This is a genomic window from Candidatus Hydrogenedentota bacterium, from assembly GCA_019637335.1.
GTDB lineage: Bacteria > Hydrogenedentota > Hydrogenedentia > Hydrogenedentales > JAEUWI01 > JAEUWI01.
In genome coordinates this window covers 1-26,574 of record JAHBVV010000008.1, presented here as the reverse complement: position 1 = coordinate 26,574, position 26,574 = coordinate 1, and the positions used below count along the sequence as shown (strand labels likewise).

Annotated in this window: 26 protein-coding genes; 17 read left to right on the top strand and 9 right to left on the bottom strand. The window is 65.2% G+C overall.

Translation table 11 applies throughout. The annotated features are described in order from the left end of the window. Positions 1-15 precede the first annotated feature (15 nt). The 4 genes from tsf to KF886_10935 form a co-directional block, all read right to left on the bottom strand. Entirely contained in the window at positions 16-681 is a 666-nt protein-coding gene (gene tsf, locus KF886_10950) for a translation elongation factor Ts (protein ID MBX3177870.1), read from the bottom strand. Between the two features lie 46 nt (positions 682-727). Beyond that, positions 728-1,573, bottom strand: coding sequence for a 30S ribosomal protein S2 (gene rpsB, locus KF886_10945; protein ID MBX3177869.1), 846 nt, complete (start codon positions 1,571-1,573; stop codon positions 728-730). Positions 1,574-1,998: 425 nt separating this feature from the next. Beyond that, positions 1,999-4,002: a family 20 glycosylhydrolase gene (locus tag KF886_10940; GenBank protein ID MBX3177868.1), complete on the bottom strand. Its 2,004-nt coding sequence runs from the start codon at positions 4,000-4,002 to the stop codon at positions 1,999-2,001. A 216-nt stretch (positions 4,003-4,218) separates the two neighbouring features. Further along, complete coding sequence (locus KF886_10935) at positions 4,219-5,682, bottom strand: hypothetical protein (GenBank protein MBX3177867.1); 1,464 nt, start codon at positions 5,680-5,682, stop codon at positions 4,219-4,221. A gap of 756 nt (positions 5,683-6,438) precedes the next feature. Here KF886_10935 and KF886_10930 point away from each other — a divergent pair. Then, positions 6,439-7,314 carry an alpha/beta hydrolase gene (locus KF886_10930; protein MBX3177866.1) on the top strand — a complete coding sequence of 292 codons (876 nt, stop codon included), beginning with the start codon at positions 6,439-6,441 and terminating at the stop codon, positions 7,312-7,314. 41 nt (positions 7,315-7,355) lie between these two features. Here KF886_10930 and KF886_10925 read toward each other — a convergent pair whose 3' ends face one another. After that, entirely contained in the window at positions 7,356-7,685 is a 330-nt protein-coding gene (locus KF886_10925) for a hypothetical protein (protein ID MBX3177865.1), read from the bottom strand. 444 nt (positions 7,686-8,129) lie between these two features. On the opposite strand from KF886_10925, the gene KF886_10920 reads away from it, so the two are divergent. Both KF886_10920 and KF886_10915 read left to right on the top strand, forming a co-directional pair. Then, positions 8,130-8,390, top strand: coding sequence for a type II toxin-antitoxin system HicA family toxin (locus tag KF886_10920; protein ID MBX3177864.1), 261 nt, complete (start codon positions 8,130-8,132; stop codon positions 8,388-8,390). Further along, positions 8,380-8,592 (top strand): type II toxin-antitoxin system HicB family antitoxin, encoded by a 213-nt coding sequence (locus tag KF886_10915; GenBank protein MBX3177863.1) that lies wholly within the window; start codon positions 8,380-8,382, stop codon positions 8,590-8,592. The genes KF886_10920 and KF886_10915 overlap by 11 nt, the downstream gene beginning before the upstream one ends. A gap of 63 nt (positions 8,593-8,655) precedes the next feature. On the opposite strand, the gene KF886_10910 is transcribed toward KF886_10915, so the two are convergent. Both KF886_10910 and KF886_10905 read right to left on the bottom strand, forming a co-directional pair. Further along, complete coding sequence (locus KF886_10910) at positions 8,656-9,774, bottom strand: HigA family addiction module antidote protein (GenBank protein ID MBX3177862.1); 1,119 nt, start codon at positions 9,772-9,774, stop codon at positions 8,656-8,658. A gap of 1 nt (position 9,775) precedes the next feature. After that, positions 9,776-9,985 (bottom strand): type II toxin-antitoxin system RelE/ParE family toxin, encoded by a 210-nt coding sequence (locus KF886_10905; GenBank protein ID MBX3177861.1) that lies wholly within the window; start codon positions 9,983-9,985, stop codon positions 9,776-9,778. Between the two features lie 914 nt (positions 9,986-10,899). Between KF886_10905 and gcvT the strand changes: the two genes are divergently transcribed. From gcvT to tsaD, 13 genes are all read left to right on the top strand, one after another. Next, on the top strand, positions 10,900-11,970 hold the full coding sequence (gene gcvT / locus KF886_10900) for a glycine cleavage system aminomethyltransferase GcvT (GenBank protein ID MBX3177860.1): 1,071 nt from the start codon (positions 10,900-10,902) through the stop codon (positions 11,968-11,970). Between the two features lie 133 nt (positions 11,971-12,103). Next, positions 12,104-12,487: a glycine cleavage system protein GcvH gene (gcvH, locus tag KF886_10895; GenBank protein MBX3177859.1), complete on the top strand. Its 384-nt coding sequence runs from the start codon at positions 12,104-12,106 to the stop codon at positions 12,485-12,487. A 179-nt stretch (positions 12,488-12,666) separates the two neighbouring features. Next, the gene (gene gcvPA / locus KF886_10890) at positions 12,667-13,953 is read left to right on the top strand and encodes an aminomethyl-transferring glycine dehydrogenase subunit GcvPA (protein MBX3177858.1); all 1,287 of its coding nucleotides are present in this window, start codon (positions 12,667-12,669) and stop codon (positions 13,951-13,953) included. Next, on the top strand, positions 13,944-15,383 hold the full coding sequence (gene gcvPB, locus KF886_10885; protein MBX3177857.1) for an aminomethyl-transferring glycine dehydrogenase subunit GcvPB: 1,440 nt from the start codon (positions 13,944-13,946) through the stop codon (positions 15,381-15,383). Before gcvPA ends, gcvPB begins: the two co-directional genes overlap by 10 nt. Beyond that, positions 15,383-16,108, top strand: a complete 726-nt coding sequence (locus KF886_10880) for a lipoate--protein ligase family protein (protein ID MBX3177856.1) — start codon at positions 15,383-15,385, stop codon at positions 16,106-16,108. Before gcvPB ends, KF886_10880 begins: the two co-directional genes overlap by 1 nt. A 143-nt stretch (positions 16,109-16,251) precedes the next feature. Then, positions 16,252-16,872: a hypothetical protein gene (locus KF886_10875; protein MBX3177855.1), complete on the top strand. Its 621-nt coding sequence runs from the start codon at positions 16,252-16,254 to the stop codon at positions 16,870-16,872. A 12-nt stretch (positions 16,873-16,884) separates the two neighbouring features. Further along, positions 16,885-17,301: a hypothetical protein gene (locus KF886_10870; protein ID MBX3177854.1), complete on the top strand. Its 417-nt coding sequence runs from the start codon at positions 16,885-16,887 to the stop codon at positions 17,299-17,301. A gap of 63 nt (positions 17,302-17,364) precedes the next feature. Next, positions 17,365-17,526 carry a hypothetical protein gene (locus tag KF886_10865; GenBank protein MBX3177853.1) on the top strand — a complete coding sequence of 54 codons (162 nt, stop codon included), beginning with the start codon at positions 17,365-17,367 and terminating at the stop codon, positions 17,524-17,526. 6 nt (positions 17,527-17,532) lie between these two features. After that, entirely contained in the window at positions 17,533-18,690 is a 1,158-nt protein-coding gene (locus KF886_10860; protein MBX3177852.1) for an N-acetylmuramoyl-L-alanine amidase, read from the top strand. Continuing rightward, positions 18,687-19,343, top strand: coding sequence for a GerMN domain-containing protein (locus KF886_10855; GenBank protein MBX3177851.1), 657 nt, complete (start codon positions 18,687-18,689; stop codon positions 19,341-19,343). Before KF886_10860 ends, KF886_10855 begins: the two co-directional genes overlap by 4 nt. 10 nt (positions 19,344-19,353) lie before the next feature. Next, on the top strand, positions 19,354-20,157 hold the full coding sequence (locus KF886_10850; protein MBX3177850.1) for a glutamate racemase: 804 nt from the start codon (positions 19,354-19,356) through the stop codon (positions 20,155-20,157). Beyond that, positions 20,142-21,929, top strand: a complete 1,788-nt coding sequence (locus KF886_10845; GenBank protein MBX3177849.1) for a divergent polysaccharide deacetylase family protein — start codon at positions 20,142-20,144, stop codon at positions 21,927-21,929. The genes KF886_10850 and KF886_10845 overlap by 16 nt, the downstream gene beginning before the upstream one ends. Then, complete coding sequence (gene tsaD / locus KF886_10840) at positions 21,926-22,918, top strand: tRNA (adenosine(37)-N6)-threonylcarbamoyltransferase complex transferase subunit TsaD (GenBank protein MBX3177848.1); 993 nt, start codon at positions 21,926-21,928, stop codon at positions 22,916-22,918. Before KF886_10845 ends, tsaD begins: the two co-directional genes overlap by 4 nt. A gap of 398 nt (positions 22,919-23,316) precedes the next feature. On the opposite strand, the gene KF886_10835 is transcribed toward tsaD, so the two are convergent. Continuing rightward, positions 23,317-24,705, bottom strand: coding sequence for a sulfatase (locus KF886_10835; GenBank protein MBX3177847.1), 1,389 nt, complete (start codon positions 24,703-24,705; stop codon positions 23,317-23,319). Positions 24,706-24,902: 197 nt separating this feature from the next. Between KF886_10835 and KF886_10830 the strand changes: the two genes are divergently transcribed. Next, entirely contained in the window at positions 24,903-25,901 is a 999-nt protein-coding gene (locus tag KF886_10830; protein ID MBX3177846.1) for a Gfo/Idh/MocA family oxidoreductase, read from the top strand. A gap of 3 nt (positions 25,902-25,904) precedes the next feature. Here KF886_10830 and KF886_10825 read toward each other — a convergent pair whose 3' ends face one another. Beyond that, positions 25,905-26,348, bottom strand: a complete 444-nt coding sequence (locus KF886_10825; GenBank protein ID MBX3177845.1) for a DoxX family protein — start codon at positions 26,346-26,348, stop codon at positions 25,905-25,907. Positions 26,349-26,574 lie beyond the last annotated feature (226 nt).

Genomic DNA, 26,574 nt, shown 5'->3' with positions numbered 1-26,574 from the left:
CGGCCCGGATGCCGGTTAGTTCTTCTGGCTGGCCTTCTCGAGCTCGGCGGCCACTTCCTCGGCGAAGTTGCTCTCCGCCTTCTCGATGCCCTCGCCAAGCTGGTAGCGCACAAAACGGCGGACCGTGATCTTCTCGCCCACCTTACCGCTCAGCTCCGTCACGATCTGGTCGATCGTCTTGTCCGGATCCTTCACGAAGGGCTGGTCCATGAGGCAGACCTCGGAAAACCACTTCTTCAGCTTGCCCTCCGCGATCTTCTCGCAGATGTCCTGCGGTTTGCCGGTCTCGGCGGCCTGCTTGACGTAGAGATCCTTCTCCGCCGCGACCACGGCCGCGCTCAACTCGTCATGCCGCACGGCCAGCGGGGCCGTTGAACAGATCTGCAGGCAGATGTTCCGGCACAGTTCCTGGAAGTCGTCGCCGCGCGCCACGAAGTCGGTCTCGCAGTTCACTTCCACAAGCACGCCGACCTTGCCGCCCATGTGGATGTACGACTGCACCGCGCCCTCGGAGGCCACCTTGTCGCCGCGCTTCGCCGCCTTGGCGATGCCGCGCTCGCGCAACCACGCCACCGCCTTATCCATGTTGCCGCCGGATTCCTCCAGCGCCTTTTTGCAATCCATCATGCCCGCGCCGGTCGATTCCCGGAGGGACTTTACATCGCTCGCACTAATTGCCATGATTCTTCAATACTCCTGACTGGTTTGGGGGCGCCCCGGCGGGGCCTCAGGCCTCTTCTTCCGCCGCGGGGGCCGCTTCCTCGGCCGCGGGCTCGGCCGCAACGATCGCTTCGCTCAATTCGGGCGCCTCACCCGCATCTTCCGCGTCGTCCTGGTCCGACTTCGAACGCGCCGCGCGCTTCTCGGCCTCGTCCGCCCGGATCTTCTCCTGGCGCATCTTCCCTTCAATGGCGGCGTCCGCGATCACCGAGCAGAACAGGCTGATCGCGCGAATCGCGTCGTCGTTGCCGGGGATCGGCAGGTCCACCACGTCCGGGTCGCAGTTCGTGTCCACAATGCCGATGCACGGAATGCCCAGGCGCTTCGCCTCGCGCACCGCGATGTACTCCCGCTTGGCGTCCGCAATGAAGACCACGCTCGGGAGCCCCGGCATCTTCTGGATGCCCAGCAGGTTCTTCTCCAGGCGTTCGCGGCGCTTGCGGAGCATCACGCGCTCCTTCTTGCTGTAGCGCTCGATCTTCTCGCTCGACTCCAGTTCCTGAAGGTTGTTCAGCTCCTGGATACTGCCGCGAACCGTCTGAAAGTTCGTCAGCGTGCCGCCGAGCCAGCGGTTGTTCACGAAATACTGCCCGCAGCGCTGCGCCTCCGTCGCCACGGGTTCCTGCGCCTGCTTCTTCGTGCCCACGAAAAGCACCGATCCGCCGTTGGCGACCGTCTCGCGCACCAGGCCATAGGCCTTGTAGACCTGCCGGAGCGTCAGCTGCAGGTCGATGATGTAGATGCCGTTGCGCTGGCCGAAGATATACGGCTTCATCTTCGGGTGCCACCGCCGCGTCTGGTGGCCAAAGTGGATGCCCGCTTCCAGAAGCTGGCGCATGGATACAACTGCCATGTTCAATTCTCCGTTCGGGTTAAGCCTCGAGCGCCCACCGCAACCCGGGCATGGCCCGGGCACCCGAATCGCAAGCGGATCCTGAGCGCTCTGTGAAGTTGAAAATCGCGGAAGGATAGCACACAAACCCGGCGGCGGGCAAGTTTTGACAGGGCAATCGCATTTAAGCCCGATCACGACATCTGGGCGTAAACTTGAGTTAATTTGGATCCTTGAATCAATGAAAGTGAGCGTATTGGAGCGCCGGCATCTCTGCCGGCAAGGTCGGGGATTCGCCGCAGGCGAAATGCCAGCACTCCAATACGCGCCTTTTCTTACATTTCCGGCAGTTCGTATGGCGCTCGGCTCGAACAGGAAGTTTAAATGCGATTGCCCTGCAAGTTTTGAATGCCCGCCGCCCGGCGCGCGCCCGGGTTTGCGCCCCGCTATCGCTTCAGCATCGCAACCAGGTTTTCCAGCCGTCCGGCGCTGTCCTGGAGCCCGCCCGGGCGGTTGCGCGCGAGCCATAACTCCCTGTAAGCGGGCAGGATAGCCTCCAGCTCCGCCGCGAGCGCCGCCCGCGCCGAAGAAGGCAGCGCCGAGGTCCCAACGCGGCCAGCCTGGATGCGGGCGATGCCCAGGCGGCACGCAAATTTCGCCAGCGCGGCGTTCGTCCGGAATTCCGCCAGGATCAGCCCCGCGTCCGGGCCGCGCAAGTCCGCATCTTCCAGCCTGCCGAGTCCCGCGTCGATCCGGGCGATGGTCGCCTCAAGGCTCTCCACCGTCAATCGCTCCAGCCCGTAGCGGTTCATGGGACGGTCCAGGTAGCGCGTCATGATCTGGTAGTAGACGGTCCGGTTGTCCACCTCCATGCCGGAGGCCAGGTGCGCGTTGCCCAGATCCCGCGCGGCGCCCCCGGTAACGCCCGCGGCGTCAAAAAACGCGTAACGGTCCGCCATCGCGGCGGCGTCCATATAGCGATTCCCCTCGAAATGCCAGCTCACACCCGCGCCGAAGAGGAACGGCAGGTAGGAAACCGGCTGGAATTGCCAGTGGCCGCCATCGCCCCAGTCGGTGAGCAGGAAGCCCTCCGCGCCATTGGCGATGCCGTGCTCCGCCGCGTTCCGCATGTTCGCCAGCGCGTTATCCGTCCGGCCGAGGAAGGAGTTCCACGAGGAAGTCCCGGGAACGACGTAGAAGCGGACCCTGCTTTCCCGGAAGCGGCGCGTGTGGGCGGCGTACGGGTGGTTCGCCTCGTAGCCCCACTCCATCGCGACCATGTCCCCGGGGAGTTCGGGAATCAGGGGCGGGTAGTTGTTGATGATGTCCGCCCAGAACTGCACTGACTTGCCGTGGGCCGCCGCCACCTCGCGGATCTGGATCAGGAAATCGAGGTAGACCCGCCCCTTGCCGCGCCGCGCCGCCGCCGCCTTGCTGCGGCCATCGCCCAGCGTCCCGGTCTCGTCACAGCCTATATTCACGTAGGGGCTGCTGAAATTCGGCAGGAGCTGGCCATACAGATCCCGGATGAGCGCGATCGATCCGGGGTCGACCGGGCTCAGGTCGTTGCGCCCCGGCACTTCGGCGAGCGGCGCGTATTGCGGGTGCGACAGCCAGCGCCCCATATGTCCGAAGGAGTTCTGGTTCGGCACAAGCTGGACGTACCGGTCCCGGCAGTACGCGTCCAGCAGGCGGGCTTCCTCCGGCGTGATGGGCGACGCATCTTTCCAGACGACCTCGTGCCCCGCATACGCGAAGGTGTGCTCGGTGTACAGCTGGAGCTGGTTGAACTTCCACGAAGCCATCAAGTCCACCAGGCCGTACAGCGTCTCCATCGTAGGGACCTTGTCCCGCGCCACGTCGATCATGAGGCCCCGGTTCGGAAAGTCCGGGGAATCCACGATCCGGCAAAGCGGCGCCGCCCCCTTTTCTTGCGACAGCCGCGCGATCTGGCGCAGCGTCTGCGCCGCGTAAAAGAGTCCCGGCTCATCATGCGCGACCGCACGGACCACCGCGCCGGCCGGCCCTTCGCCGATCTCAAGCACATAGCCCTGCGGCGCGCTTACGGCGCCTGCGTCAATGGCGAATGTATGCCGCGCAGGCCCCGATCCGTCGCCCGGCCCCCGGGGAAAGGACCCGAGCGCATCGTTAAGCGCCGCCGCCAGCACCGGTGGGAAGCTCTCCAGCGAGAGCGCCGTCGCCGGATCGATCCCCGCCATCGATCCCATCATTTCCACCGAGCGCGGCGCGGGCAGGAGCGGCCAATCCGCTATCACAGGTCCAACCTCCATCGCGGGTAGCGCCGCGGGCTTGGGCGCGGGCGCTTCCGCAACCGGGGCCTCCGGCGCGTCTGGCGCGTCTGGCGCGGGCGCGGACGTGGTCACGCAACCGGCAAACAACAGAAGCAAGGTGAAGAGGGACAGACGGGAGAGCGGGCGGCGATTTGTCATGATGAACTTCCTTTCGCGACAGCGTCCGAACCGCATTGTAGCGTCTGGCGCGGCCCCGCGCCACCTGTGATTGCGGTAAGGAAGGGATCGGCAGGGAGGCAGGAACCGTCCCGGCGAGTCCCGCAATCCCGTCTCCCGGGGGTCGTGGATTCCCGGGAGGCGGGTTCGCGCGGTGATCGCGGAATAAGCGCGGCGAATTGTCCAGGTCACCGGTCATCACGGCGCCACGTTCCAGCCCGCAGGCATTACCAACTCCATAAGCCAGGCGCGCTCGCTTCCCACCTGCTGGTTCCAGTTGGTCGCCCAGATCACGCGGCGGCCATCGTTCGTCATCGCGGCGTGGGTTTCCTCCCAGTATTCTCCCCGCGTGCCGTACACCTGCGCCAGGTACCAGGCCCGCGGCGCTTCCGGGTCGAGGCGCACCAGCACAATCTTGCGATCGAGCCAGTTCTGTTCCGGCAGGCCCGGTTCAATGTACGTGGAGACAACGCAGTATCCCGGGGCATTGCAGGAAATATGCACGCCGCTGTTTAGCCCGGACGCCGACTCCGAGTCATAATACAATCGAAGAAGCGGCGTTCGATTTGTGCCGTTGTAGCCCGTTTCCTCGCCTACGATGGGGGTGGTCGCTAGATCCAGGGGCAGCAGATCGACGTAGTCCGTTCGGACGCCCTGCATGACCAGGACTTCGTTGCCCTCGGTGTCCAATCCGGTGTCCGCGTGGGCCGTTGCGTAGTCGAGCTGGTGGAACTGGGTCAATTCCCTGTTGGCCAACACGAGGCCGTTCAAGTCGCCCCCGTTGTCCCAATCGCCGCCGATGATAACCCATATTCCAAGGGGCGACATTCCGGCCCAGTCGATAATCGATTCCGCCGCGGACAGCTCGCGAACGCCGAGAATAGTGTCGGTCTCGCGGTCCCACGTGAAGAGATAGCGAACCCGGTAGTCCTCCTGCGAGCCCTGGATCAGGAAGGCCCAGTACCGCTTGTCCCAGGAGGATTCGCCCTCGTCGCGCATGGTGAGGCGATACAGGTCCGGGTGCTGCGTCAGGATAGGCGCAATGGCCGGGTCGGCGGCGAAGTCCTTGACCGTTGTTGTGGCCGCCGTGTCCAGATGCACATTCACCAGGCGAAACCCATCGATCCCCCAGAGCAGCTGCGGGACGACGGGGTCCCAGCGCGGCTCCTCCACGGCAATATTTCCCCAGAAATTGCCCGGGTCGTCATACGGGATACTTTGTGTGCGATAAACGCGCCACTCGCCGGCCGCGAGCTCAAGCAGGAGGATCAAACTCTGATCCGCGTTGAACGGATCAAAACGGGCGTACTCGTGCCGGAGCGCCTCCGCGGAGGTCACGCGCACCTGGCTCGTATGGAAATCGGGGTCCAGCAGGCCCGCGCCGGGAAGCGGCGCCGCCGGCGCAATAGCCGGATAGCGGGGGTTTTCCCCGGAAAGCGGGTCGGGAACCTCCACCAGCCCGGATGGCTCTCCTTCGCCTTCGCCTTCGCCCTCGCCCTCGCCAGCCGTGTTGGGAGGAACGGTTACGAACGCGCCCGAGGCATAGTTCGGGACCGCGTCGTGCGCGAAGGCCCCGTAGTAGTACGTCGACGAATTGTCCACCGCCTCGTCTTCAAACACTTCCGCGCGGCCGTCGAACACCGTGAGGCTGGCATCCGTCATTGATGGACGCGCGGACGCGCTGCGCCGAACAACAACGCCCCGGAAATCGCTGTTCGTTGGGTTGGCCCAGGTAAGGGTAACCACCCCATCACCCCGAACAGCGGCGACTTGTTGGACGTTCGAGGGCGGCGTCGTATCGGTTGTGGGGGGACAAGGACACCCCCAGAGAAACAATCCCCCGAGGAGCAGAAACGAAACGCCCCCACACGCGAAACGAACGAAGCGAACCATGACCGGCCTCCAGTCGTGTGACGGACGTGGCCACGGCTACGTGTATACCCGAGTTTCACTCTAGCACGGGTGAAGGGCGTTGGCAAGACGAAAAACGGGAGGGCAATAGCAGGAGCTATCCCGGGAGCACTTTTCCCGGGGCACTGGCGTGTATGCGAAGCGCTGTCGCTTAGGGAACACAGCGCGCGCACGGCCTTCCTTCCAGTTGGTGGCTGTCTTATCCGGCAATCGCGTACCTGACCATCGCGATCCGTGCGTCGAGTCACGAGTGCGGGCTGGCCACCGAACGGGTTATTCGGCCTGCAGGCCTCTCGAATCGGTTTGGCTGAAGTGCAATCCGATTCATCAAGTTCTCCTCCGACGTTACGGCCTCCCATGATACACTAACCACGGCGGGCGCATGCCGCCGTATCCAGCACAGATCGAAGCCACCAGCGAACAACGCGGAAAGACCGTGGCCGAACAGGGAAAAGCGGCGCCCTCCCGTTTCGCACGCGCTCGCCGAACCCTTGAGAACCCTTGCCAATGACCCGTCTCTTGCACACACTGGCCGTCGTCTTCGCCCTGGCCTGCGCTTCCGGCCTGGCCTCCGCCGAGGAGAACGCGCCCCAGCCCCGCACACTCGAATACCAGGGCGTCCAGCGCACGTACTACATCGCCCTGCCCGCGGACTATAACCCCGAAACCACCTACTGGCCGTTGGTCATGGTCCATGGCGGTGGCGGCAACGCGGCGGAGAATTTCTACGCGGCCGCCGTCCGCCGCCTGGCCGATGACGCGGGGCTGCCCACCATCGTGGTTCAACCCGAATTCATTACCGAAGACAAACAGGTGAGCCGATTTCCCTCGCTGGGCGAGGCCGCCTTTCTTCGCGCCGTGCTGGAGAAGGTCCGCGCCGAGTTCAACGTCCGCGAGAAGATACTGCTGTGCGGCTACTCCATGGGCGGCCAGTTCACCCACCGCTTCGCCCTCGCCCACCCCGATCTGGTGCGGGCCTGCGCGCCCTTCGCGGCCGGCACGTGGACCACGCCGGATGGGACCCTGCTCATCGAGCAATACGGCGTCGTGGCCGACCCCGTGACCTTTCTTTCCGCGCCCGAAAACGCCGCGAAGATCCCGGAACGGCTCCACGACCTGTTCGATCCGCGGGTCGCCAACGCCGCCGGAATCCGGGCCGCACCCGGCGCCGATCGGGTTCCCTTCCTCGTCATGTGCGGAACACTGGACACGCGCTTCGGTATCGCGCAGGAATTCGCCGCCTCGCTTCGAACCTCCGGCTACGCCGTCGAAACCGAATGGCCCCAAACCCCGCACTCGCGGGCCGGCGGCGCGCACGACGCCGAATTCGAAAAGTATTCGGTCCGCGCCGTGGCCTTCTTCAAGCGCCACACCGGGGGCTGAAACCAGCTTGCGTACCGCATCCCGCGCGATGCCGGACCGGTTCAATCCGGGCCGAAGGGCGTAAGCCAGGCTTGGGGGTACACGCCCGAATCATGAACGAAGAAGAGAAGCGCCGCGAGGAACACAAGAAAGATGACAAAAGCCGAAACGGGATCAAGGTAAGTTTCCGGGTTACGTTGGTAGACGGGGTGCCGCCCGAGACTGCGACGGGCCTGCTCCCTGAGTTCATCCACATGCTTATTCAGGTCCCAGATGTACAGATGCAGATCCCGGATGAGTTGGAAGCCGCGTTTGACGTAACCGGAGAACCGTTCCGCTCCCAGCACGATAAGCAGAATCGTGAGCGCAAGCACTAATCCCAGACCAAACATCTCGCTAGCCCTTCAGGGCCTTCTTCGGCCATTCATCCCTGCAAACAGACAGCATAGGGCATTGTAACATGCCGCGCAAGCAATCGAATTCTCGGGCTGCCGGGTGTGGCGCTGTAGCACGTTTGGCCGCCAGCGGCGATGCCATGCATACGATAGCTTATCGATCCGGGCTCCCATGGGGCCTCGGACATTCCGAGGCCGCAGCAACCTCAAGCGAACACCCGCGCCACGCGATCCGGCAGCAAGGGATCGCGGGCATTCCTGGCCGCGGCAACGACCGCAACCGACATCACACCACCTCGCGCCAAATAGACAAGCTGTGCGCTGTTTTCTTTGGCAACGGTGAGTTGGCGCCATGGTATACTTGCAGAGATAGAAGATCCGACACTTGAATTGGCTCGCATCCGCGCGGGTGCGAGGGAGTGCCAAATCGATTGGGCGTGCATGGGAAAGTATGAGAAGCTTCGCGCTGCTATACTCGTGGGCGCGTCGGATAGTAACACCGATTTCAGCATGTTGTGCCAGCTGCTTCAGCGATTGGGTTTCGATGAGCGTTGCCGGGGCGGCCACCACATCTTCACCAAAGAAGGCGTGGACGAAATCATCAATATTCAACCCAGGGGAAAGAGCGCGAAGGCGTATCAGGTGAAGCAGATACGAAACCTCCTCATCAAGTACCAGTTGGGATCAACCGATGTCGATTAAGTATGAACTCATCATATTCTGGAGCGAAGAAGATCAGGCGTTCGTTGTCGACGTGCCGGAGCTACCGGGTTGCATGGCGGATGGCGCCTCCTATGAGGAAGCGTTGGCCAATGCGCAAGTGGTGATTCAACACTGGGTCGAGACCGCCAGGGAACTCGGTCGCCCCATTCCGGAACCCAAGGGCCGCCTTCAGTTCGCCTGACGCGCGCCAAGGTGCTCGTTGGCGTGCCAACGGTCATGTTCCATACCGACTTGGTCTCGGGATTTAAGCGGTTGTTGTCGCAACCTCCCCCCACCCATCAAACGCCACGTCCGCCAGCAGCGCCGACCGCACTTTCTTCAGCGCTCCCCGGTGCTGCCGGTATTCAATCACGCCCCGGTGCTGCAGTTGGCCCACCACCAACCCCGGGTGCGCCTGAATGTCCTCCGCGAAGGCAGTGATCTTCGCCATGGAGAACCCGGGGCGGGTGTGGGCGATGAAGGCTTCGAGTTCCGCCTGGGGCACACAAAATTCCGCCGCGCCTTCGTTGGCGAGGCGCTCTTCCTTGGGGATATCGTCCTTGCGCCCCAGGATATCGACGTCGAGCATGGCGCGTTCGCGGCCGTGGCCGTATTTGACGTGCATCAACTCGTGCATCAGGGTAAACCAGAAGTTGTCGATGCGATCGAGCCGGGTGGATAGCGCGACTACGGGCATTTTCTGATCGAGCCAGAAACAGACGCCGTCGATCTGGGAGGTGGGAAGCGCTTCGACAATCAGAATGCGGACGCCCGCGCGGGCGAGGATCTCCGGGAGCCTGACGAGGTCGGCCGGGTCGCGGAGGAGCGTCTTCAGCTCGGGAAAGGCCCGGGCGAGGGCGGTCTCGGAAAAGGGCTCGGCGGGCAGGGTCCTGGCGAGGTGGTGAGCGCGGTAGAGCCAGGCCAGTTGCAGGGGCTCCTTCGCCTCATCGCCCGAGCGCCGCGCGGCGAAACCCAGGTCCTCCGGCGTGAAGAACGCCGCCAGTTCCTGTTCCAACAGCGCCATGTCCTTGGTCTGGCTGAGCCAGCCGCGGTTGGCCATCTGGCGGATGGGATACTTCGCGTACAGTTCGGATTTGCGCGATACCTCCCGGACGCGGTCCGCGCCGCATCGGGTGTGATGCAGGCGGTACGCGTTGTCCAGATTCAGCCAGACTTCGGGACCGGTGCCGAAGGCCTCGCCGATAAGCACGGCCATGTCGGGCGTGATGCTCCGCTTTCCCGCGATGATATCGCTGACGGTCTTCTTGTCCACGCCCAGAATATCCACGAGATCGGTCTGGAGCCAGCCGCGCGCTTCCAGTTCGTCCTGGATATACTCGCCGGGCGGGAAGACTTCGACGAGGGTGTTCGTGGAGATTGCCATATCAGTGGTAGTCCTCAACTGCGAGCACAACGAGCCGCTTCTCGGGCGAAACGCCCTCGAACCGGAACACAAGGCGATATTGTCTGTTCAGCCGGATGGAATGTTGGCCCTGGCGGTCGCCGCGCAATTCCTCGAAATGAAAGCTCTTCATCGTCCGAAAGGAGCGTTCGTCCGGCGCGTTCAGGATGAACTGCATTCGTTTCCGGTACATCTTCACCACATCCGGGGCTGTCGGTTTACTTAACTCACCCTACACTATAGAAGGAATGAGCAGATTCGTCATCCCCGCGAACGCGGGGATCCAGCGACGCGAACGCACAAACCTCCGAATTCCACTGGATTCCCGCTTTCGCGGGAATGACGCCATAGGGCGTTAGCACAAAATTGTAGGAAATGCGCTCACCGCACACGTTAAATCGACAGCCACCTCCGCCGGGAGGCGCGACCGAAATCCGGGGTCGAAGAGCAGGCGTTCCAGGTCGTTATCGTCGAATTCAACTTCCATCCTGAATTAGAGGATAGCATGGAAATATAAGGAAGTCAAGTTGCTTATTGCGCAATACGCAACTTTGATTTATAATACCCTCAAGATCGAAACGGGAACGCAGGCATTTCCTCAGCCGCGGACGGGGTTGGCCGTGACCGATCAATGTCATACTGCTCCGATGATTGCACGCCCCATCTTCTCCACATGTGCCTCAAGCAAACCACGGCACAGCACGTCTTAATGGGGAAGCGCAAAAGGCTGGGAGCGCAGGCTTCGCCGCCTGCCAGGCGGCGAAGCCGCCGTCCGTTTTCATCCTTAACGGGTGACGCAACGCATTTTGAACGGCCGCGCCGATGAAAATCTGCCACTCCGGCAACCGCCACGCGCCCGCCGACGCCGCGCAACGCGCAACGCCCCCCCGAGATCTTGATTCCCCGGGCGCTTTCTGGCACAGTATGCGGCAAATCCCGCCGTGACTGGCGAGCTATTGCGTGGGCCTGACCACGGTGAAGCGGCGGGACGTATCGAATTGCCGTTCGCCTGGGCGCCTTTAAGTTATCTTTCAGCAACCACTTAGCCATGCGGCCCGGAACGTTCCGGCGGTCGGACCGGCGGGTGATTTTTTGGAGGCTGCCACCATGCGGCAAACGCCATTGCACGGCATCTACGCGCAGCACGGCGCCAAGGTCGTGGACTTTCACGGCTGGGCGCTTCCGGTGCAGTTCGCGGGGATTATCGACGAGCACCTCCACGTCCGGTCGAAGGCCGGTCTGTTTGATTGCTCGCACATGGGGGAATTCGTGCTGCGGGGGGCGGAGGCGATCGCGGCGTTTGACCGGCTCGTATTCTCGGACATGGTGAATCTCCGGGTGGGCCTCTGCCGCTACAGCGCGATCCTGAACGAGCAGGGCGGCATCATCGACGATTGCGTCGGCCTGCGGCTCGCGGAAGACGAGCTCTACCTGGTCACCAACGCCGGCCCCCTCGATCAGATCCACAGCCTGCTCTCGGCGATTCCCGGCGTGGAGAACGTGAGCGAAGCCACCGCGAAGCTCGACGTGCAGGGGCCGCTCGCGCGCGATGTAATGCTCTCGCTGGGTTTCGAGGCGCTGCGCGATCTGAAATACTGGAACGGCCTGCGCCTGAACTGGGAAGGCCGCGACATCGTGGTCACCCGCGCGGGCTATACCGGCGAAGTGGGCTACGAAATCTTCGTCCCCAACGATCTCGCCGTGCCCCTGTGGGAGCGTCTCGCGGCGCATCCCGACGTGGCCCCCTGCGGCCTGGGCGCGCGCGACACGCTGCGCACCGAGGTGGGCTACCCGCTGAATGGCGAGGATCTGAGCCCCGATAAGACCCCGCTGGCGTCGGGCATGGACCGACTCATCGCGTGGGACAAGGAATTTGTGGGGAAGCGGGCCCTGGTAGCCCAGCGGGACGCGGGGGATCACACGGTGCTGGTCGCCATCAAGTCCGCCGACCGCCGGGCGCCGCGCCATGGCTTCGAACTGAAGCACGATGGCCAGGTTGTGGGCGCGGTCACCAGCGGCACCTTCGGCCCCAGCGTGGGCTGCGGGGTCGGCCTGGCGGATCTGCCGCGGGCGCTGGCCCACCCGGGCGTCGCGTTGACCGCCGGCCCGCGCGATCTCCCCGTCGAAACGGCGGCCATCCCGGTCTATGCCGGGGGCACGTGCCGCAAGAAGTTTTAGCCATTCCCGTGAAAGCCGCGGCATCGCCCCGCTTTGGGCCGGCGCCGCGTTATACTTGGTTCAGTCAGCCCGCCGCCGGGTTTCGCGCGCACGGCGGCCCGGTTCAATGTGGAAACGCGAAGGAAACGCCTCGATGAACCCCGATGATCTCAGGTACACCGAAGAACACGAATGGATCGGCGAGCTGGGCGGCCAGTATTTCGTCGGCATCACCGATTATGCCCAGGCGCAACTCGGCGATATCACCTACATCGAATTGCCGGAGGTCGGCCGTGAGGTCGAGGCCGGCGAGGAAGTCGCAGCCGTGGAATCCGTGAAGGCCGCCAGCGATATCTACGCGCCCGTGTCGGGGACCGTCGTCGAGATCAACGAGGCCCTCGAGTCGCGCCCCGAACTGGTCAACAAAGCCCCCTATGGCGGCGGATGGTTCTTCAAGCTCGAAGAAGTGGACGCCACCGAGTTCGACGCGCTGATGGACATCTCGGCCTACCGCGCCTTCGTCGAAAGCCTCGGCTAGCCAGTTTCCCGCGCGCCGCCCGCCCCCGGGTATCGCCGCGCCCGCCGCATGGGTCTCTATCAGCGGACGCGGCGCGCCCATTTTCGCCGGGCCGCGCCCGATCCGCGGCGCAATCCTTGTCAACCATACCGGCCCGCCCGTCCCGGGGCGGGCATGCCCCTTCAGGAGTACACGCATCCATGAGTTGGATCCCCACCACCGAGGCCGACCGGCAGGCCATGCTGGAGACCATCGGTGTCGCCGACATCGAGGAGCTCTTCAGCAGCATCCCGGCCCCGTTGCGCATGAAATCGTGGGATATCCCGCCGGGCATGTCGGAAATGGCGGTGCGCGATCACGTGGCCGCCCTCGCCGCCCGCAACCAGGCCGGACAGGTCTCTTTCCTCGGCGGCGGCTACTACGACCACTATATTCCGGCCGCCGTGGACGCGCTTTCGGGCCGCAGCGAATTCTACACCGCCTACACGCCCTACCAGCCGGAACGCTCCCAGGGTACGCTCCAGAGCATCTATGAGTATCAGTCGGCCATGTGCCGCCTGACCGGCATGGAATTCGCCAACGCCTCGCTCTACGACGGCGGCACGGCCGTCTTTGAAGCGGCGACGATGGCTGTCCGCATTACCCGCCGACACCGGGTCGTGCTGCACCCCTCCCTCAATCCCGTCTACCGGAAAATGCTGCTCACGCACGCAGCCAACCTTGAGCTCGACATTGTTGAGGGCGACGACCCGGCCGACGCCGCCTGCGTCATTGTCCAGAACCCGAGTTTCCTCGGCACGGTGGCGGACTACACCGCCCTGGGCGCGCGCTGCCGCGAAGCGAAGGCCCTGCTGGTCGTGTCCTTCTATCCCGTTTCGCTGGGCCTGGTCAAGACCCCCGGCGAAATGGGCGCCGATATCGCCATCGGCGAGGGCCAGTGCCTGGGCATGCCGCTGGGCTTCGGCGGGCCCTATCTGGGCATCATGGCCACGCGCAAGGATCATGTCCGCAAAATGCCCGGCCGCATCGCCGGCGAAACGGTCGATCGTGAAGGGCGGCGCGGCTTCGTGCTCACGCTCCAGGCCCGCGAGCAGCACATCCGGCGCACCAAGGCCATGTCCAACATTTGCTCCAACCAGGCCCTGTGCGCCCTGCGCGCCCTGATCCACCTCTCGCTCTGGGGCAAGGATGGCTTCAAGGAACTCGCCGTCGCCTGCCACTCGAAAGCGGAATACCTCAAGAAACAGCTCGGCTTCGCCACCGTGCTGAACGACGACCCGACCTTCAACGAATTCGCCGTCCGCCTGCCCGCCGGCGCGCGTCAGGTGTGCGCCGCCATGCTGGAACACGGCTTCGTCGCCGGATTGCCGCTTGCGGATGTCGGCGCGGGCGAACCCAATGACCTCCTTATCGCCGTGACGGAAAAGCGCTCCCGCGAGGAACTCGACGCCTTCGCGCGCGCGCTGGAGAACGTTTCATGCAGCTGATCTACGAAAAGTCCCGCCCCGGCCGCCGCGCCCTCACCCTCGACGCGCTCGATGTGCCGCAGGCCGCGCTGCCGGCGGATCTCTGCCGCGACCAGGATGCCGAACTGCCCGAAATGGCCGAGATCGACATCGTCCGCCATTTCACGCACCTGTCCCAGCGGAATGTCGGCATCGACGACACCTTTTACCCGCTCGGCTCCTGCACGATGAAGTACAATCCGAAGATCGCCGAGGTCGCCGCGGCCCAGCCGGGCCTGGCGCAGCTGCACCCGCATTTCTCCAGCAGCCCGGTCTATGAAGACCACTGCCAGGGCGCGTACGCGCTCATCCACGAGCTTGAGCGCCAGCTGGCCGAGGTCGCGGGCATGAAGGCCGCCAGCCTCCAGCCGATCGCGGGCGCACACGGCGAACTTACCGGCGCCCTGCTGATGGCCGCCTACCACCAGGACAAGGGCAACGCCCACAAGGACACCATTATCATCCCGGACAGCGCGCACGGCACCAATCCCGCCAGCGCGATCATGGCCGGATTCAAGGTGGTGGAGATCCCGTCGGACAAGGACGGCACCATTCATTTGGACGCGTTCGAAAAAATGCTGACCGACAACGTCGCCGGCATCATGCTCACCTGCCCGAACACCCACGGACTCTTCGAAAAGGACGTGGCGAAGATCGCCCAGCTCGCCCATACCCGGGACGCGCTCCTCTATTACGATGGCGCGAACCTGAACGCGATCGTGGGGCAGTGCCGCCCGGGCGATCTGGGCTTCGATGTGATGCACTACAACCTGCACAAGACGTTCGCCACCCCGCATGGCATGGGCGGCCCCGGTTGTGGCCCGGTTGGCGTGGGCGAGCGCCTGCTGCCCTACCTGCCCGGCCCGCGCGTCGTGAAGGAGGGGGACCGCTACACCCTCGCCACGCCGGAAAAGAGCATCGGGCGGGTCGCCGCCTTCTTCGGGAACTTCCTCATCGCCGTGCGCGCCTACGCCTACCTCCGGCACTACGGCAACGAGGGACTCAAGGAAGTCAGCCGCAACGCCGTGCTGAACGCCAACTACATCCACGCCCGGCTGAAGGGCGCCTACAAATCCGCCTTCAGCGCGCGCTACATGCACGAGTGCGTTTTCACGGCCTCGTCCCAGGCGGACAAGGGCGTCCACGCCATCGACATCGCGAAGGCCCTCCTCGACCGGGGCTTCCACGCGCCCACGATCTACTTCCCGCTCACCGTCAAGGAATGCCTCATGATCGAGCCGACCGAGACGGAGTCGAAGGAAACGCTGGACGCGTTCTGCGACGCAATGCTCGAAATCGCCGCGCTGGTGGATTCCGATCCCGAGTCCCTGCACGCCGCGCCGGTCAACACGCCGGTTGGCCGCCTCGATGAAGTGAAGGCCGCGCGGGATCTGAACTGCGCCTGTCTCTGATGCGGTGTATTGATTACAGCAGCCCCGATCCGGCGACCAACCTGGCGCTGGAAGAGGCGCTGCTGGAGGCGGTCGATCAGGGCCTGCAGCCGGATACAATCCGCTTCTGGGAGTGCCCCGCGCCGTTCGTCGTGCTCGGAACCGGCCAGCGCCTGACCGCCGAGGTGCACGAAGATCGGTGCCTGGCCGACGGCGTGCCCATCATGCGGCGATGCACCGCCGGCGGCTGCGTGCTCCAGGGTCCCGGCTCTCTCAACTTCGCGCTGTTTCTCACCCTCGCGAATCATCCCGAGGCCGCGTCCCTGCACGGCTCCTACCGCTACATCCTCGATCGCGTCCGCGCGGCCCTGAAAACCCTCGGTATCGCCGCCGAACGCGCGGGCATCTCCGATATCGCCGTTCAGGGCCGGAAAATCTCGGGAAACGCCCAGCGCCGCCGCCGAAACGCGATCCTACACCACGGAACCCTGCTCTACCGGCCCGATCTTGACGCGATCGACCGCTACCTTCGCGAACCGCAGGACCGGCCGGACTACCGGGGCGCGCGGCCGCACCGCGATTTCATCGCCCCCGTCCCGGCGACGCCCGACGCGCTCAAGGCCGCCCTGGCCGCCGCGTTTGAGGCCGGCGCGCCCGTGGACCACCCCCCGCCGGACGCACTGGCGCGCGCCGAAGCGCTTGCCCGCGAAAAATATGCGCAACGCGACTGGATTTACCGGCGATAGGGGATGAATGCCCCGCCGGAGGCGTTAATTGTTGCGCCCGCCGCAAAATTCACTGTTATATCAGTTGATTGACGCCATCGCCTGCTCTTTGATACCCTTATAACGTGACACAGAATACTCAGAGTCGGCCCCGGCGCTTTCTCATGGCCCTGGCCGTCGGCGCGCTCCTCGGCGCGATTGTCGGCTTCGCATACCGGATGTCGCAGTCGGAGTTCCCGGCAGGTTCGCCCGCCGCGGCGTCCGGCAACGTGAGCGGACCCGCGGAGCGGGCCCCCGGCATCGAGGACAGCGTCGCGTGGCGTTATGCCCGCGCCTACCAGGAAGGCGACTGGGAGCGGGTGCTGGAATTGACCCCCTGGGCGCGGGAGCGCCTCGACCTGGTGTTGGAGACGGAGGGGCCGGAAGCGGCGGAAGCCGCTCGCGATGAATTGCTCGCCTCCTTTGGCGCGCGTTCAGTGCTGGAGAACCAGTTGCGCGATGATGGCGTGGAAGATCAGTACGTATTCGCCCCCGGGGCCACACTCGGCTATGTGTCCGAGGACGAGGGCCGGGAAGGCCTGGAGCTGCCGGTGGCGCGGCGCACATGGTTGCGCGTGGACTACCCGGCGCGTGAAAAGGCCCTGCTCGATCAGGAAAACATCCCCATACGCTCCGTGCGCGTGGGCGTTAACGTATCCCACGACGGACAGGTCTTAAAAGCCAATGTGGTGGGCAACCTCGATATAGACTGGGAGTCCGTTCGCTACGACTGGCCCCGTGATTAGAGGAGATACCCCATGCCCCTGGCGTCATGTGCTCGGTGCAACAAAATGTTCAGCAAGTTGAAGTCCCCCGTCTGCTTGGACTGCGAGGCGGCCGAGGCGGCCGACCGGGAAAAGGTGCTGGGCGTTCTGGAACTCCACAGCGATCTGAATCCGGAGCAGGTGGCGGAGCTCGCCGACGTGGATGTCTCGGTGGTGCGCCGCATGGTGGGCGAGGGCGTGGTGGCCCAGCTCACCCCGGGAGAACGCCCGATCTGCGGGCGCTGCGGCGCGCCGGCCATCAGCCTGTCCAAGAAACTTTGCCAGGCCTGCCTGGATAAACTGAACACCGAGGTCAGCCGGGCCCAGTCCAACATACAACTCGCCCGGAGAAAGGCGCCGGAGATCGGGCAGAAGGGCGTCCGCATGACATTCGATGACAAGCGAAAGTAGCGGGCGGCTTGGCGCCCCTAACCGCGGGTATCCGCGTGCAGCGGAACATCAGGTAGTGAACGTATGAGCTCCAAAGAAAAAATAGGCGTCGCCGTCATCATCGGGCTGTTCCTGGTATTCGGCTTGATTCTCTTCCTCACGATCGAGTCGCCCGGGGGTACCGGTTCTTTCGAAAACAACGTCATCATTGATCAGCGCGTCCGGAACCTCGAAAAGAGCCGATAGCCGTCCATGTCCCGATTCTCCTCTAAGACCTCACTACGCCCGTTCCTCGCCGTGCTGGCGCTGGCGCTCGCCGCCGCCGCCGCCGCCGAGCAGCGCATCGACGTCGTCCGCAATGGCGTTACCGCCACACTTGTCCTGCCCGAATACAAAAGCCAGGGGGTCTCCTACGCATCCTTCAACGACATCGCCCGGCAGATCGGGGCCGCTTTCGCGGTCACCGGCGGCAGCGCCGTCATGGATCTCGACGGGGCGCGGATCGAGGCGCCCCTGGAATCCAACGCGCTCCAGGCCGCCGGCGCCGATCTCGCCCTGCGGCACCCCGTGCGCGCCTACGGCAGCGACGCCCTGATCGCCATTGAAGACCTGGTCCCCGTACTGCGGGCCGCGTTTGGTTTCGCCCCCCCCGAGACCGCCGCGAGCGGCTCCGCGCTCGCGATCGAGCCCATGGAGACGCCGCTCGAATCCGTCGCGCTCCCGCCGCCCGCGGAGGCCACCCCCGACCTGGAAATGGCGCCGCTGGAATCGGTCTCCCCGCCGCCCGCCGCGCCGCTTCCGGCGGCCCCGTTTCAGGACACGCGCAATTTCCTGCTGGCCGTTGACCCCGGCCACGGCGGCGAGGACACCGGGGCCGCCGGCCCGGGAGGGCTACTCGAAAAGGACCTCTGCCTGAATGTCGCCGGCCAGGTGCGCCGTTTGCTCAAGGAGCGGTATGGCGTCGCGACCGTCGCCACCCGCGACGCCGACGAGGCCCGCGGCGCCGGCCAGCGCGCGGCCAGCATCGAGAGCTCGGGAGCGCAACTGGTGCTGAGCATTCACTGCGGCGCGAGCATGGCCCCCGGCGCGCGCGGGCCGGCGCTCGTCGCGCACCGCCCCGCGGCGCAACTGAGCACCGCCCCGAAACCCGGGTTGCGCGCCGCGCAGGCGCTCGCCGCATCGCTGCGGGCGATTGACGGCCAGGACGCGCCCGCCGTGCACGAGATGCCGCTCCTGCTCCACCAGGCCAGCGAGGTTCCCGGCGTCCTTATCGAGCTTGGAAACCTCTCGAACCCGGAGGACGAAGCCCGGCTCGCTTCCGAGGCCTATCAGCGCCAGCTCGCCGAAGCCATCGCCGAGGGCATACACCAGCTTGTCGGCGGCGGCGCGCCCGCGGAGGCCTCCCCATGAGCAGCACGTTTCGCTGGAACGTCATGCAGAAGCTCGTTCTGTCCATCTGGGCCATGGTCACCCTGATCCTCCTGTTCATCGTCATCCTACTGGTGCGCGAAATCGCCGCAAGCGGCCGCGATCCCCTGGGCGCATTCCAGCCGGGTGAGTCCGCCGCCGAAACCGCCCCCCTGGGGTCCAGCCGCATCGCCTCCCTCGGCGAACGCGAGATCCAGCTCTATTTCGCCGCCGCCGATGGCCGTTCGCTCGCGCCGGAGAAGCAGATTCTTCCCTTCAGTGAATCCTCAATCGAAAATGCCCGCGCCGCCCTTACCGCCCTCATCGCGGGACCGAAATCGGGCATCGCCCCAATACTGCCGCCAAGTGTTCACCTCAAGTCCCTGTTCCTTCGCCCCGATGGCGAGCTCGTTATCAACTTCTCCCGCGAGCTACAGGCCGACACCCGCGGCGGAAGCGCCCTGCTCGAAAGCCTGATGGTCCAGGGCGTCGTGCAGACCGTCTCCCAGAGCGCGCTGCAAAACCCGCAGGAGCCCCAGATCCGCCGCGTCCGGTTTCTGATCGAAGACGAGCCGCCCACCGACGCCTTCCCCGCCCACATCGACCTCAGCCAGCCCGTCAGCCCGGATGGGCAGTGGCTGGCCGCGCAGCGCTGAGCGCCTCCCCATGACCGGCGCGCACGCACCCATCGGGGTGTTCGATTCCGGCGTTGGCGGCCTCACCGTGGCCCGCCAGATCGCCAGCCGTCTCCCCGGCGAAGCCATCATCTACCTCGGCGACACCGCCCGCGTCCCGTATGGCACAAAATCCCCCGAGACCGTCATCCGCTACGCCCGCGCTTGCGCGGAGATCCTCGTCGCCCGCGATATCAAGATGATGGTCGTCGCCTGCAACACCGCCTCCGCCTTCGCCGTGGACGCCCTCCGCGATCACCTCGACGTGCCCGTGCTCGGCGTGATCGAGCCCGGAGCCCGCGCCGCCGTACGCGCCACGCAAAACGGGCGCATCGGCGTGATCGGCACCAGCGGCACGATACGCAGCGGCCGCTACCCCCAGGCGATCCGGGCGCTGAATCCCGATCTGAAAGTCTTCACGCGCCCCTGCCCGCTCTTCGTGCCCCTGGCCGAGGAAGGCTGGACCCGCGGCGAAATCCCGTCCGCCATCGCCCGGGAGTACCTGCTGCCCCTCCTCGAAAACGGCATCGACACCCTCGTCCTCGGGTGCACGCACTATCCCCTGCTCAAGGAGGCCATTGCGGAAACGGCCGGAGAAACTGTTACACTGGTCGACAGCGCCGAGGAAACCGCCGCCGCCGTACAGGAGACCCTCGAGGCCATGGGCCTGTGCGGCGAACGCCCCATGATCCCGCGCTTCCGTTTCTTTGTCAGCGACGCACCGGATTCCTTCATGCAGGTAGGCGAACAATTCCTGGGAACCCCCCTTCACGATATTGAATGGGTCGATTTCTGATGCCCGCCTCCCGCAAGCACCAGGCCGGCGTTCCCGGCGCCGCCTACTACATCATCGCCTTCATGGCCCTGTCCACGCTGGCCATTCTAGCCGGCATGCTCGGGGCCTGGTTCTGGCTCTCGCGCCCCGTCAACCTGGGCCCCGAAACCGACCGCCTCGCCGACCTGGCCGAGCGCATCCTCCGCGAGCAGTATGTGCCCGCCGCAAACATTTCGCGGGAACCGCCCGTGGAAGCCTCGATGGACCGGGGCGGGCGGCGGACCCACTGGCGCGCCCACCGGTTCGCCGTTACCCTCCCGCGCGAACTCGACGCAGGCGCCTTCAAGGAACAACTCAGGAAAGAGCTCAGCAACCACTTCGTCAAGCTCCTGGATAAAGAGCGCGATCCCGCCGCCGGGCGCGAGCGGGTCTCCCTCTACACCGACGATATTCCGTTCGCCGAAATCACCATCGTCAATTCCGGGCGCCAGGCGGCCGAGGCGCACCGGAGCGACCTGCGCAATTCAAGCGAAATGGCCGCGAATCTGGTTGAAGACGTACTCGAGTCCCTCGGAAGCGGCGCGATCTACGCGCGTGGCGTCACCGAGGATCGCGAAGATCTCGGAGCGCGCTGGCGCTACACCGCCTTCCAGGCGGAACTCCCCCCGGGCCTCACCACCGGTGAACTCCGCGCGCGCATCGAAGCCGCCAACACCCTCCCCGGCGTTGAGGCAAGCACCAGCCCGAATCTGCCCGAGGGCGTCGATATACTGCTCACCATTGCCGGCAAACCCTGCGTGGGCCTGGCATGCGCCACCTCCCCGGCCCCGGACCGGGATCCGGACGATTCCGGCGGCGGCGCCGCGCTCCTCGGCAAGGGCATCGCGGGCAGCGATCCCCCTGAACCCGGTTCCGAGCCCCCGCGGCCCGATCCCCAACCCGAGTACCCGGAGATCACGCCCCCGATGCCGCCCGAAGCCCGGGACCCGCAACCCGAACCGGAGCCCGAGCCGGAAACAGAGCCGGACCACGGTATGGAGGAGGACGCCCGCGCCCCCGACACACCCGAAGAGCCCGCGCCGCCCGCACCGCGAAGCGCGCGCCAGGCCCCGCCCCTTACCGGAACCGCCCCCGCGCGGATCGCGATTCTCATCGACGACGGCGGCAACAACAGCACGCACACCGATCGCATACTCGCGCTCGACAACCGGCTGACGCTGGCCATCCTCCCCAATACGCCCTTTGGCGTGGAAACGGCCGAGCGCGGCGCCGAACTCGGCTTCGAGATCATGCTGCACATGCCCATGGAAACCGAAGGTTCAAACGGGCGGGCGGCCGAAGGCACGATCTACACCCACATGGACGATGAGGAAATCCAAAAACTGACCCGCGCCGCGCTGGACCAGTTTCCCATGGCGACCGGCGCGAATAACCACACCGGTTCCCGCTACACGTCGGACAAGGCCAAAATGGAGGTCTTTCTGGAAGTGCTCAGCGAACGCGGCCTCTTTTTTGTCGACAGCGTCACCGGATCGCGGACCGTCGCCTACGAGACTGCCGTCGAAATGGGCATCCCCGCCGCGCGCCGGGATGTCTTCCTCGACAATGACACCAGCGAGGCCAGCGTGAGCGCACAATTCGAGGAGCTCCTCCGGCTGGCCCGCCAGCGCGGATACGCCATCGGGATCGGCCACTTCCAATCCCCGGCGACCGCCACCGTGCTGGCCCGGGAAATTCCCGCCCTGAAGCAGGCCAATATCGAATTGGTGCATGTATCGGAACTGTTGCAATGAGCATCGTCCTCGGCTTCGAATCCTCCTGCGACGAAACCGGCGTCGCCGTCGTCAAGGACGGGCGCCGCGTGCTCGCCAATGAAATTGCATCCCAGATCGACATTCACAAAGTCTTCGGGGGCGTCGTGCCGGAAATCGCCTCCCGCCAGCACACCCGCGTCATTTCCCAACTGACCCGCCAGGCGCTTGACGCCGCGGCCACGCCGGTGGAAGCGATAGACGCCATCGCGGCCACCCAGGGACCCGGGCTCATGGGCTCGCTCCTCGTTGGCCTCAGTTTCGCCAAGGCGCTGGCGTTCTCCTGGAACAAGCCCTTCGTACCCGTGCACCACATCGAGGGCCACCTCTTCTCGGCTTTCCTCGGGGAGCGCGCGCCCGAGTTCCCCTTCCTCGCGCTGATTGTCAGCGGCGGGCATACGCAGATCGTCCAATGCGATCGCCCCCACCACTACGAAATCCTGGGCGCCACGCGCGATGACGCCGTCGGTGAATCCTTCGACAAGGTGGCCCGCCTCCTGGACCTGCCCTACCCCGGCGGACCCAGCATCCAGGATGCCGCGAAAAACGGCGACCCCGCCGCCTACGACTTCCCCCGCTCCATGCGCTCCAAGGGAAACCTCGAGTTCAGCTACAGCGGCCTCAAAACTGCTGTGCTGTACGCCCTGAAGGAAGGCGGCGACGGCATAAACATCGCGGACGTGGCGGCCAGTTTCCAGGCCGCCGCGATCGACATCCTCATCATCAAAACCCGCCAGGCCATCGCGCAGACCGGCGCGAAGCGCCTCGTCATTGCCGGCGGCGTCGCGGCCAACCGGCTCCTCCGCGAGCGCGCGCAGTCCGGCCTCGGCATTGAAGTCTTCCTGCCGCCGTTCGAATACTGCATCGACAACGGCGCCATGATCGCCGCCGCCGCCGACAGCCTTCTCCAGCACGGCCGCACGAGTGACTTCACCGTCACGCCCAACCCCAGCCTCGCACTCTGCCCGTAGGGCCACCGGCATTCCCGCCCGACACCGCGCCAAAGGCGCAAAGGATCGCGGACACTCATTCCTGTCCGCGGCAATGTGAGCTTGGGACACAAAGAGACGTAATTCCTCTGGAACAGAAACCCGGCGGCCCCGGGAGCGGTATGCATTGGGGGCCAGGGCCTCTTCACTTGCGCATCGATTACGAAATGTCTTGCGTTTGTCTTGCCGCGGAATGTCCGCGATCCTTTGCCGCGCTTCCCCGCATGCGAACAGACCGTTCGCGCTGTAGCCGCGCGTCACTGCCTCAGACGGCCAAACGGTTACATTCCACCAACGTCTTGCCCCATTTCACCATTCGCGTGAATTAGCGTTCATTCGCGGTTCAAATTAATTCGGTTGCGGTCAGAGGCTGCCCCGCGCTACTCCATCTTCGCCTTGAGCTGGTTCTCCCCGCGCACCAGCGCGACGTCGTGCGCCTCACGCGCCGCCTCAATCGCTTGAATTACCTCCGGATGCTCCGCGGCATGGTCGTACTGCTCGCCCGGATCGTGATCGAGCTGGTAGAGCAGCGGCGGCGTGTGCGTCTCCGGTTCCGGCTGCCCATACCCGCTCCGCGTCTGGAAATGCGCCTTCCACGGGCCCAGGCGAATCGCGTATAGATCCTCGTCGCGGTAGAAAAACATCCGGTCGCGCGGGCTCGGCGCCCCGTCAAACAGCGCGGGCCCGAGATCCAGGGTGTCCATCACCCGGTCCGCCGGCAGCGGCGCCCCCGCCAGCGCGCTCGCCGTCGCAAACACATCCAGGGTGGACCCCGGCCCGGTGACGATACCCGGCCGCACGCGCCCCGGCCACCAGAAGATCCCCGGCACGCGCATGCCCCCCTCGAAGGTGTCGCCCTTGCCCCCGCGCAGGAGCCCCGCGGAACCGCCCTGCTCGTCATACGTGAGCCAGGGACCATTGTCGGACGTAAACAAGACCAGCGTGTTCTCCGCCAGACCCTCCTCGCGCAACGTGTCCAGCACCCGGCCCATGCTCCAGTCGATCTCCTCGATCACGTCGCCATACAGCCCGCGCGGGCTGCGGCCCTCGAATGCGGGTGATCGGAAGAGGGGAACGTGCGGCAGGTTGTGCGCCAGGTACACGAAGAACGGGCGCGCCTTGTTTTCGCGCATAAAGGCGATCGCCTCCTCCGTGAAACGCCGCGTTATGGTGGTCTGATCCGCCGGCCGCTCGACGATCTCCTCGTTGCGCAGGATCGGCACGTTGAAGTATTCGACCTTCGGGTCGCCGAAACGCTGTGCGTGCGGGATCGAGGTGTCCGGGTCCATATCGTTGCTGTACGGGATGCCGAAGTAGTAGTCGAAACCGTGCCGCGTGGGCAGGTGCTCCGGCAGATGCCCCAGGTGCCACTTCCCGATGCAGGCGGTCGCGTAGCCGCGTTCCCGCAGCGCCTCCGAGATCAGGATCTCCTCGGCGGGTATTCCGCCCGGCGAATTCGGAAACAGCACGCGCCGCTGGTTGCTCGTCATCCCACTGCGCACGGGCAGGCGCCCCGTGAGCAGCGCGGCGCGGCTCGGCGTGCACACCGGCGCGGCGGCGTAGAAGCTGGTCCATTTCTGACCTTCCGCGGCCATCCGATCCAGGTGCGGCGTCCGGATGGTCGGGTGGCCGTAGCTGCTCAGGTCCCCATAGCCCAGGTCGTCGCAGAAAATTACCACGATGTTTGGCGGCGTCTCGGCAGGCGCGCTCCCGGCGATCGCCGCAACGGATAGCGCCCCCGCAATCACCCAGAAACCAGAGAAAAACATGGCGAACCTCCTCATTGAACAGGGCTGAAAAGCGCGCCCGCGCGCTGCCCCGGGCATGATAACACGCCCTCCCCGAACGCGCCAGCCCTTCCAGAGCGCGATGGAGCGGCCCGGTAACACGCCGGATTTGACTTCGCCGAGCGCCTGTTGCATGCTGTGCTCAGTTTTCAGCACACAACCGCAGGTATTCCGCGATTATGTCCACAAAAACGCTTTCCCGGCGCCAGTTCATTGCCGCGGGCGCCGCCGGCCTGGCCGTCGCGGCCGCGCCCAGCCACGCCAAATCCTCAGTGCCCCCCCGCGCCGGGCTCATCGGATGCGGCGGTGGCGGCCACGCGCTGGCGGACATCCTCGCGCGCCCCGGCGCCCCGATGCGAATCGCGCGTCTCTGCGACTTGGATCCGCACCGCGCGAGCGCAATCGCCGATCAAACCGGCGCCGCGCTGGAATCCGGCTGGGAACCCATGATCGAAAGCCCGGATCTCGACGCCATCCTGATCGCCACGCCCGACGATTCCCACGCGGAAATCGCCCGCCGCGCGTTGGAGGCCGGAAAGCACGTCTACGTGCTGCCGCCCCTCGCGCTCGATGCCCAAAGCATTCAGGGCCTTCGCGAGGCGGCCGATCGATCCGATCGCGTGATTTGTGTTGCGATGGACCCCGCCCAGGAACGGCGCTGGCGCGACGCCGCCGCACAACTCACGGCGGAGAAGAAGACCCCATACCGCATACACGTGGCGTTGAAACCGGGGCCAGACGAGCCCGCCGGGCACTGGGCACGCTGCGCCGCCCGCTCGCTCGGGCCCGCCGCCCGGGAGCTCTTCAACAACGTCTACCCCATGATGCGCCACCTCCTCCCGGACGGGACACCGCGCGCGTCCGCCCTGGGCGGGGCCTTCGGTCGGGACCCCCGCGAGACGCCCGACGCCGTGGCGCTCACGCTCGACTACCCATCGCTGTCCGCCGTCGCGGTCTACATGCCCGGGCGGGGCTACGAACCCGATATCATTCGCGGGCGGGCCGGTAACATCATGCTTCCCCCGCTGACGCCCGCGCCCGCCTGGGATATCGATTCCTTTGCCCACGCGGTCGCCACCGGGGACGCGTCCGCAATGCGCGCCCGCTTTGAAATCGCCTGCAAAGCCCAGACCGCGATCTGCAAAGCCCTCGGCCCGATGTTCAAGCCTGTCGTCTGATCCTCAGTTCGCCCGCCGCTCGCCAAACAGCTTCGCGTCCAGCGAGAACCGGCCCGGCCCCGCCGTCAGGAAGACCACCGCGATGCCCCAGTACAGCAGCGCGAGCTCGTAGGAGGGGCCGCCCGGATTCACAAACGGGTCCCCGTTCACCACGGCGTGCATCAGCGTCGCGACGACCATCGTGCAGAAGAGTCCGAAGCTCGCCAGGGGCGTCACGAGCCCGATCATCCAGGCAATGCCCCCGCCAAACTCCGACAGCGCCGCCAGCGCCTGAAAAATGCCGGGCACGGCGGCATCTTCCCCCATCCAGCCAAACGGGTTCTGGATCTTGCCCCAGCCATGCAGGATAAAGCCAAATCCCGCGATCAGGCGCATGAGCAACAAGCCAACCGACGGCGCAAGCGATTGCGGAAGCGGCTGAAACAGGCGTACGGCAAGGTCTTTCATGGCGATGGCTCTCCTTCATCGTTACAAGGTTATTTCATTGTATTCGGCAACAAATCGAAATGGTGGCAGTGCGGCGCGCCCGGCCCGCGTGCTATGATACGCATATTTTGTAATACTTTAGCCGTCTGAAGTAAGGCATTCGCCGATGCGAGATGCCTTCCTTGCACTGGATGCGTTCGTCATTCCCGCGAAGGCGGGAATCCAGAGGGTTTGCGAGGCTTGCGTT

Excerpts from the sequence above, each read along its gene's own strand:
- KF886_10905 (MBX3177861.1), bottom strand. The coding sequence starts at position 9,985 with ATGTACCGGAAACGAATGCAGTTCATCCTGAACGCGCCGGACGAACGC.
- KF886_10865 (MBX3177853.1), top strand. The coding sequence starts at position 17,365 with ATGAGCTCCAAAGAAAAAATAGGCGTCGCCGTCATCATCGGGCTGTTC.
- KF886_10870 (MBX3177854.1), top strand. The coding sequence starts at position 16,885 with ATGCCCCTGGCGTCATGTGCTCGGTGCAACAAAATGTTCAGCAAGTTG.
- KF886_10850 (MBX3177850.1), top strand. The coding sequence starts at position 19,354 with ATGACCGGCGCGCACGCACCCATCGGGGTGTTCGATTCCGGCGTTGGC.
- KF886_10920 (MBX3177864.1), top strand. The coding sequence starts at position 8,130 with ATGGGAAAGTATGAGAAGCTTCGCGCTGCTATACTCGTGGGCGCGTCG.
- gcvT (MBX3177860.1), top strand. The coding sequence starts at position 10,900 with ATGCGGCAAACGCCATTGCACGGCATCTACGCGCAGCACGGCGCCAAG.
- KF886_10915 (MBX3177863.1), top strand. The coding sequence starts at position 8,380 with ATGTCGATTAAGTATGAACTCATCATATTCTGGAGCGAAGAAGATCAG.
- tsaD (MBX3177848.1), top strand. The coding sequence starts at position 21,926 with ATGAGCATCGTCCTCGGCTTCGAATCCTCCTGCGACGAAACCGGCGTC.
- KF886_10855 (MBX3177851.1), top strand. The coding sequence starts at position 18,687 with ATGAGCAGCACGTTTCGCTGGAACGTCATGCAGAAGCTCGTTCTGTCC.
- gcvH (MBX3177859.1), top strand. The coding sequence starts at position 12,104 with ATGAACCCCGATGATCTCAGGTACACCGAAGAACACGAATGGATCGGC.
- KF886_10875 (MBX3177855.1), top strand. The coding sequence starts at position 16,252 with ATGGCCCTGGCCGTCGGCGCGCTCCTCGGCGCGATTGTCGGCTTCGCA.
- KF886_10925 (MBX3177865.1), bottom strand. The coding sequence starts at position 7,685 with ATGTTTGGTCTGGGATTAGTGCTTGCGCTCACGATTCTGCTTATCGTG.
- KF886_10860 (MBX3177852.1), top strand. The coding sequence starts at position 17,533 with ATGTCCCGATTCTCCTCTAAGACCTCACTACGCCCGTTCCTCGCCGTG.
- KF886_10880 (MBX3177856.1), top strand. The coding sequence starts at position 15,383 with ATGCGGTGTATTGATTACAGCAGCCCCGATCCGGCGACCAACCTGGCG.
- rpsB (MBX3177869.1), bottom strand. The coding sequence starts at position 1,573 with ATGGCAGTTGTATCCATGCGCCAGCTTCTGGAAGCGGGCATCCACTTT.
- KF886_10825 (MBX3177845.1), bottom strand. The coding sequence starts at position 26,348 with ATGAAAGACCTTGCCGTACGCCTGTTTCAGCCGCTTCCGCAATCGCTT.
- KF886_10845 (MBX3177849.1), top strand. The coding sequence starts at position 20,142 with ATGGGTCGATTTCTGATGCCCGCCTCCCGCAAGCACCAGGCCGGCGTT.
- tsf (MBX3177870.1), bottom strand. The coding sequence starts at position 681 with ATGGCAATTAGTGCGAGCGATGTAAAGTCCCTCCGGGAATCGACCGGC.
- KF886_10935 (MBX3177867.1), bottom strand. The coding sequence starts at position 5,682 with ATGACGGATGCCAGCCTCACGGTGTTCGACGGCCGCGCGGAAGTGTTT.
- gcvPA (MBX3177858.1), top strand. The coding sequence starts at position 12,667 with ATGAGTTGGATCCCCACCACCGAGGCCGACCGGCAGGCCATGCTGGAG.
- KF886_10940 (MBX3177868.1), bottom strand. The coding sequence starts at position 4,002 with ATGACAAATCGCCGCCCGCTCTCCCGTCTGTCCCTCTTCACCTTGCTT.
- KF886_10835 (MBX3177847.1), bottom strand. The coding sequence starts at position 24,705 with ATGTTTTTCTCTGGTTTCTGGGTGATTGCGGGGGCGCTATCCGTTGCG.
- KF886_10910 (MBX3177862.1), bottom strand. The coding sequence starts at position 9,774 with ATGGCAATCTCCACGAACACCCTCGTCGAAGTCTTCCCGCCCGGCGAG.
- gcvPB (MBX3177857.1), top strand. The coding sequence starts at position 13,944 with ATGCAGCTGATCTACGAAAAGTCCCGCCCCGGCCGCCGCGCCCTCACC.
- KF886_10930 (MBX3177866.1), top strand. The coding sequence starts at position 6,439 with ATGACCCGTCTCTTGCACACACTGGCCGTCGTCTTCGCCCTGGCCTGC.
- KF886_10830 (MBX3177846.1), top strand. The coding sequence starts at position 24,903 with ATGTCCACAAAAACGCTTTCCCGGCGCCAGTTCATTGCCGCGGGCGCC.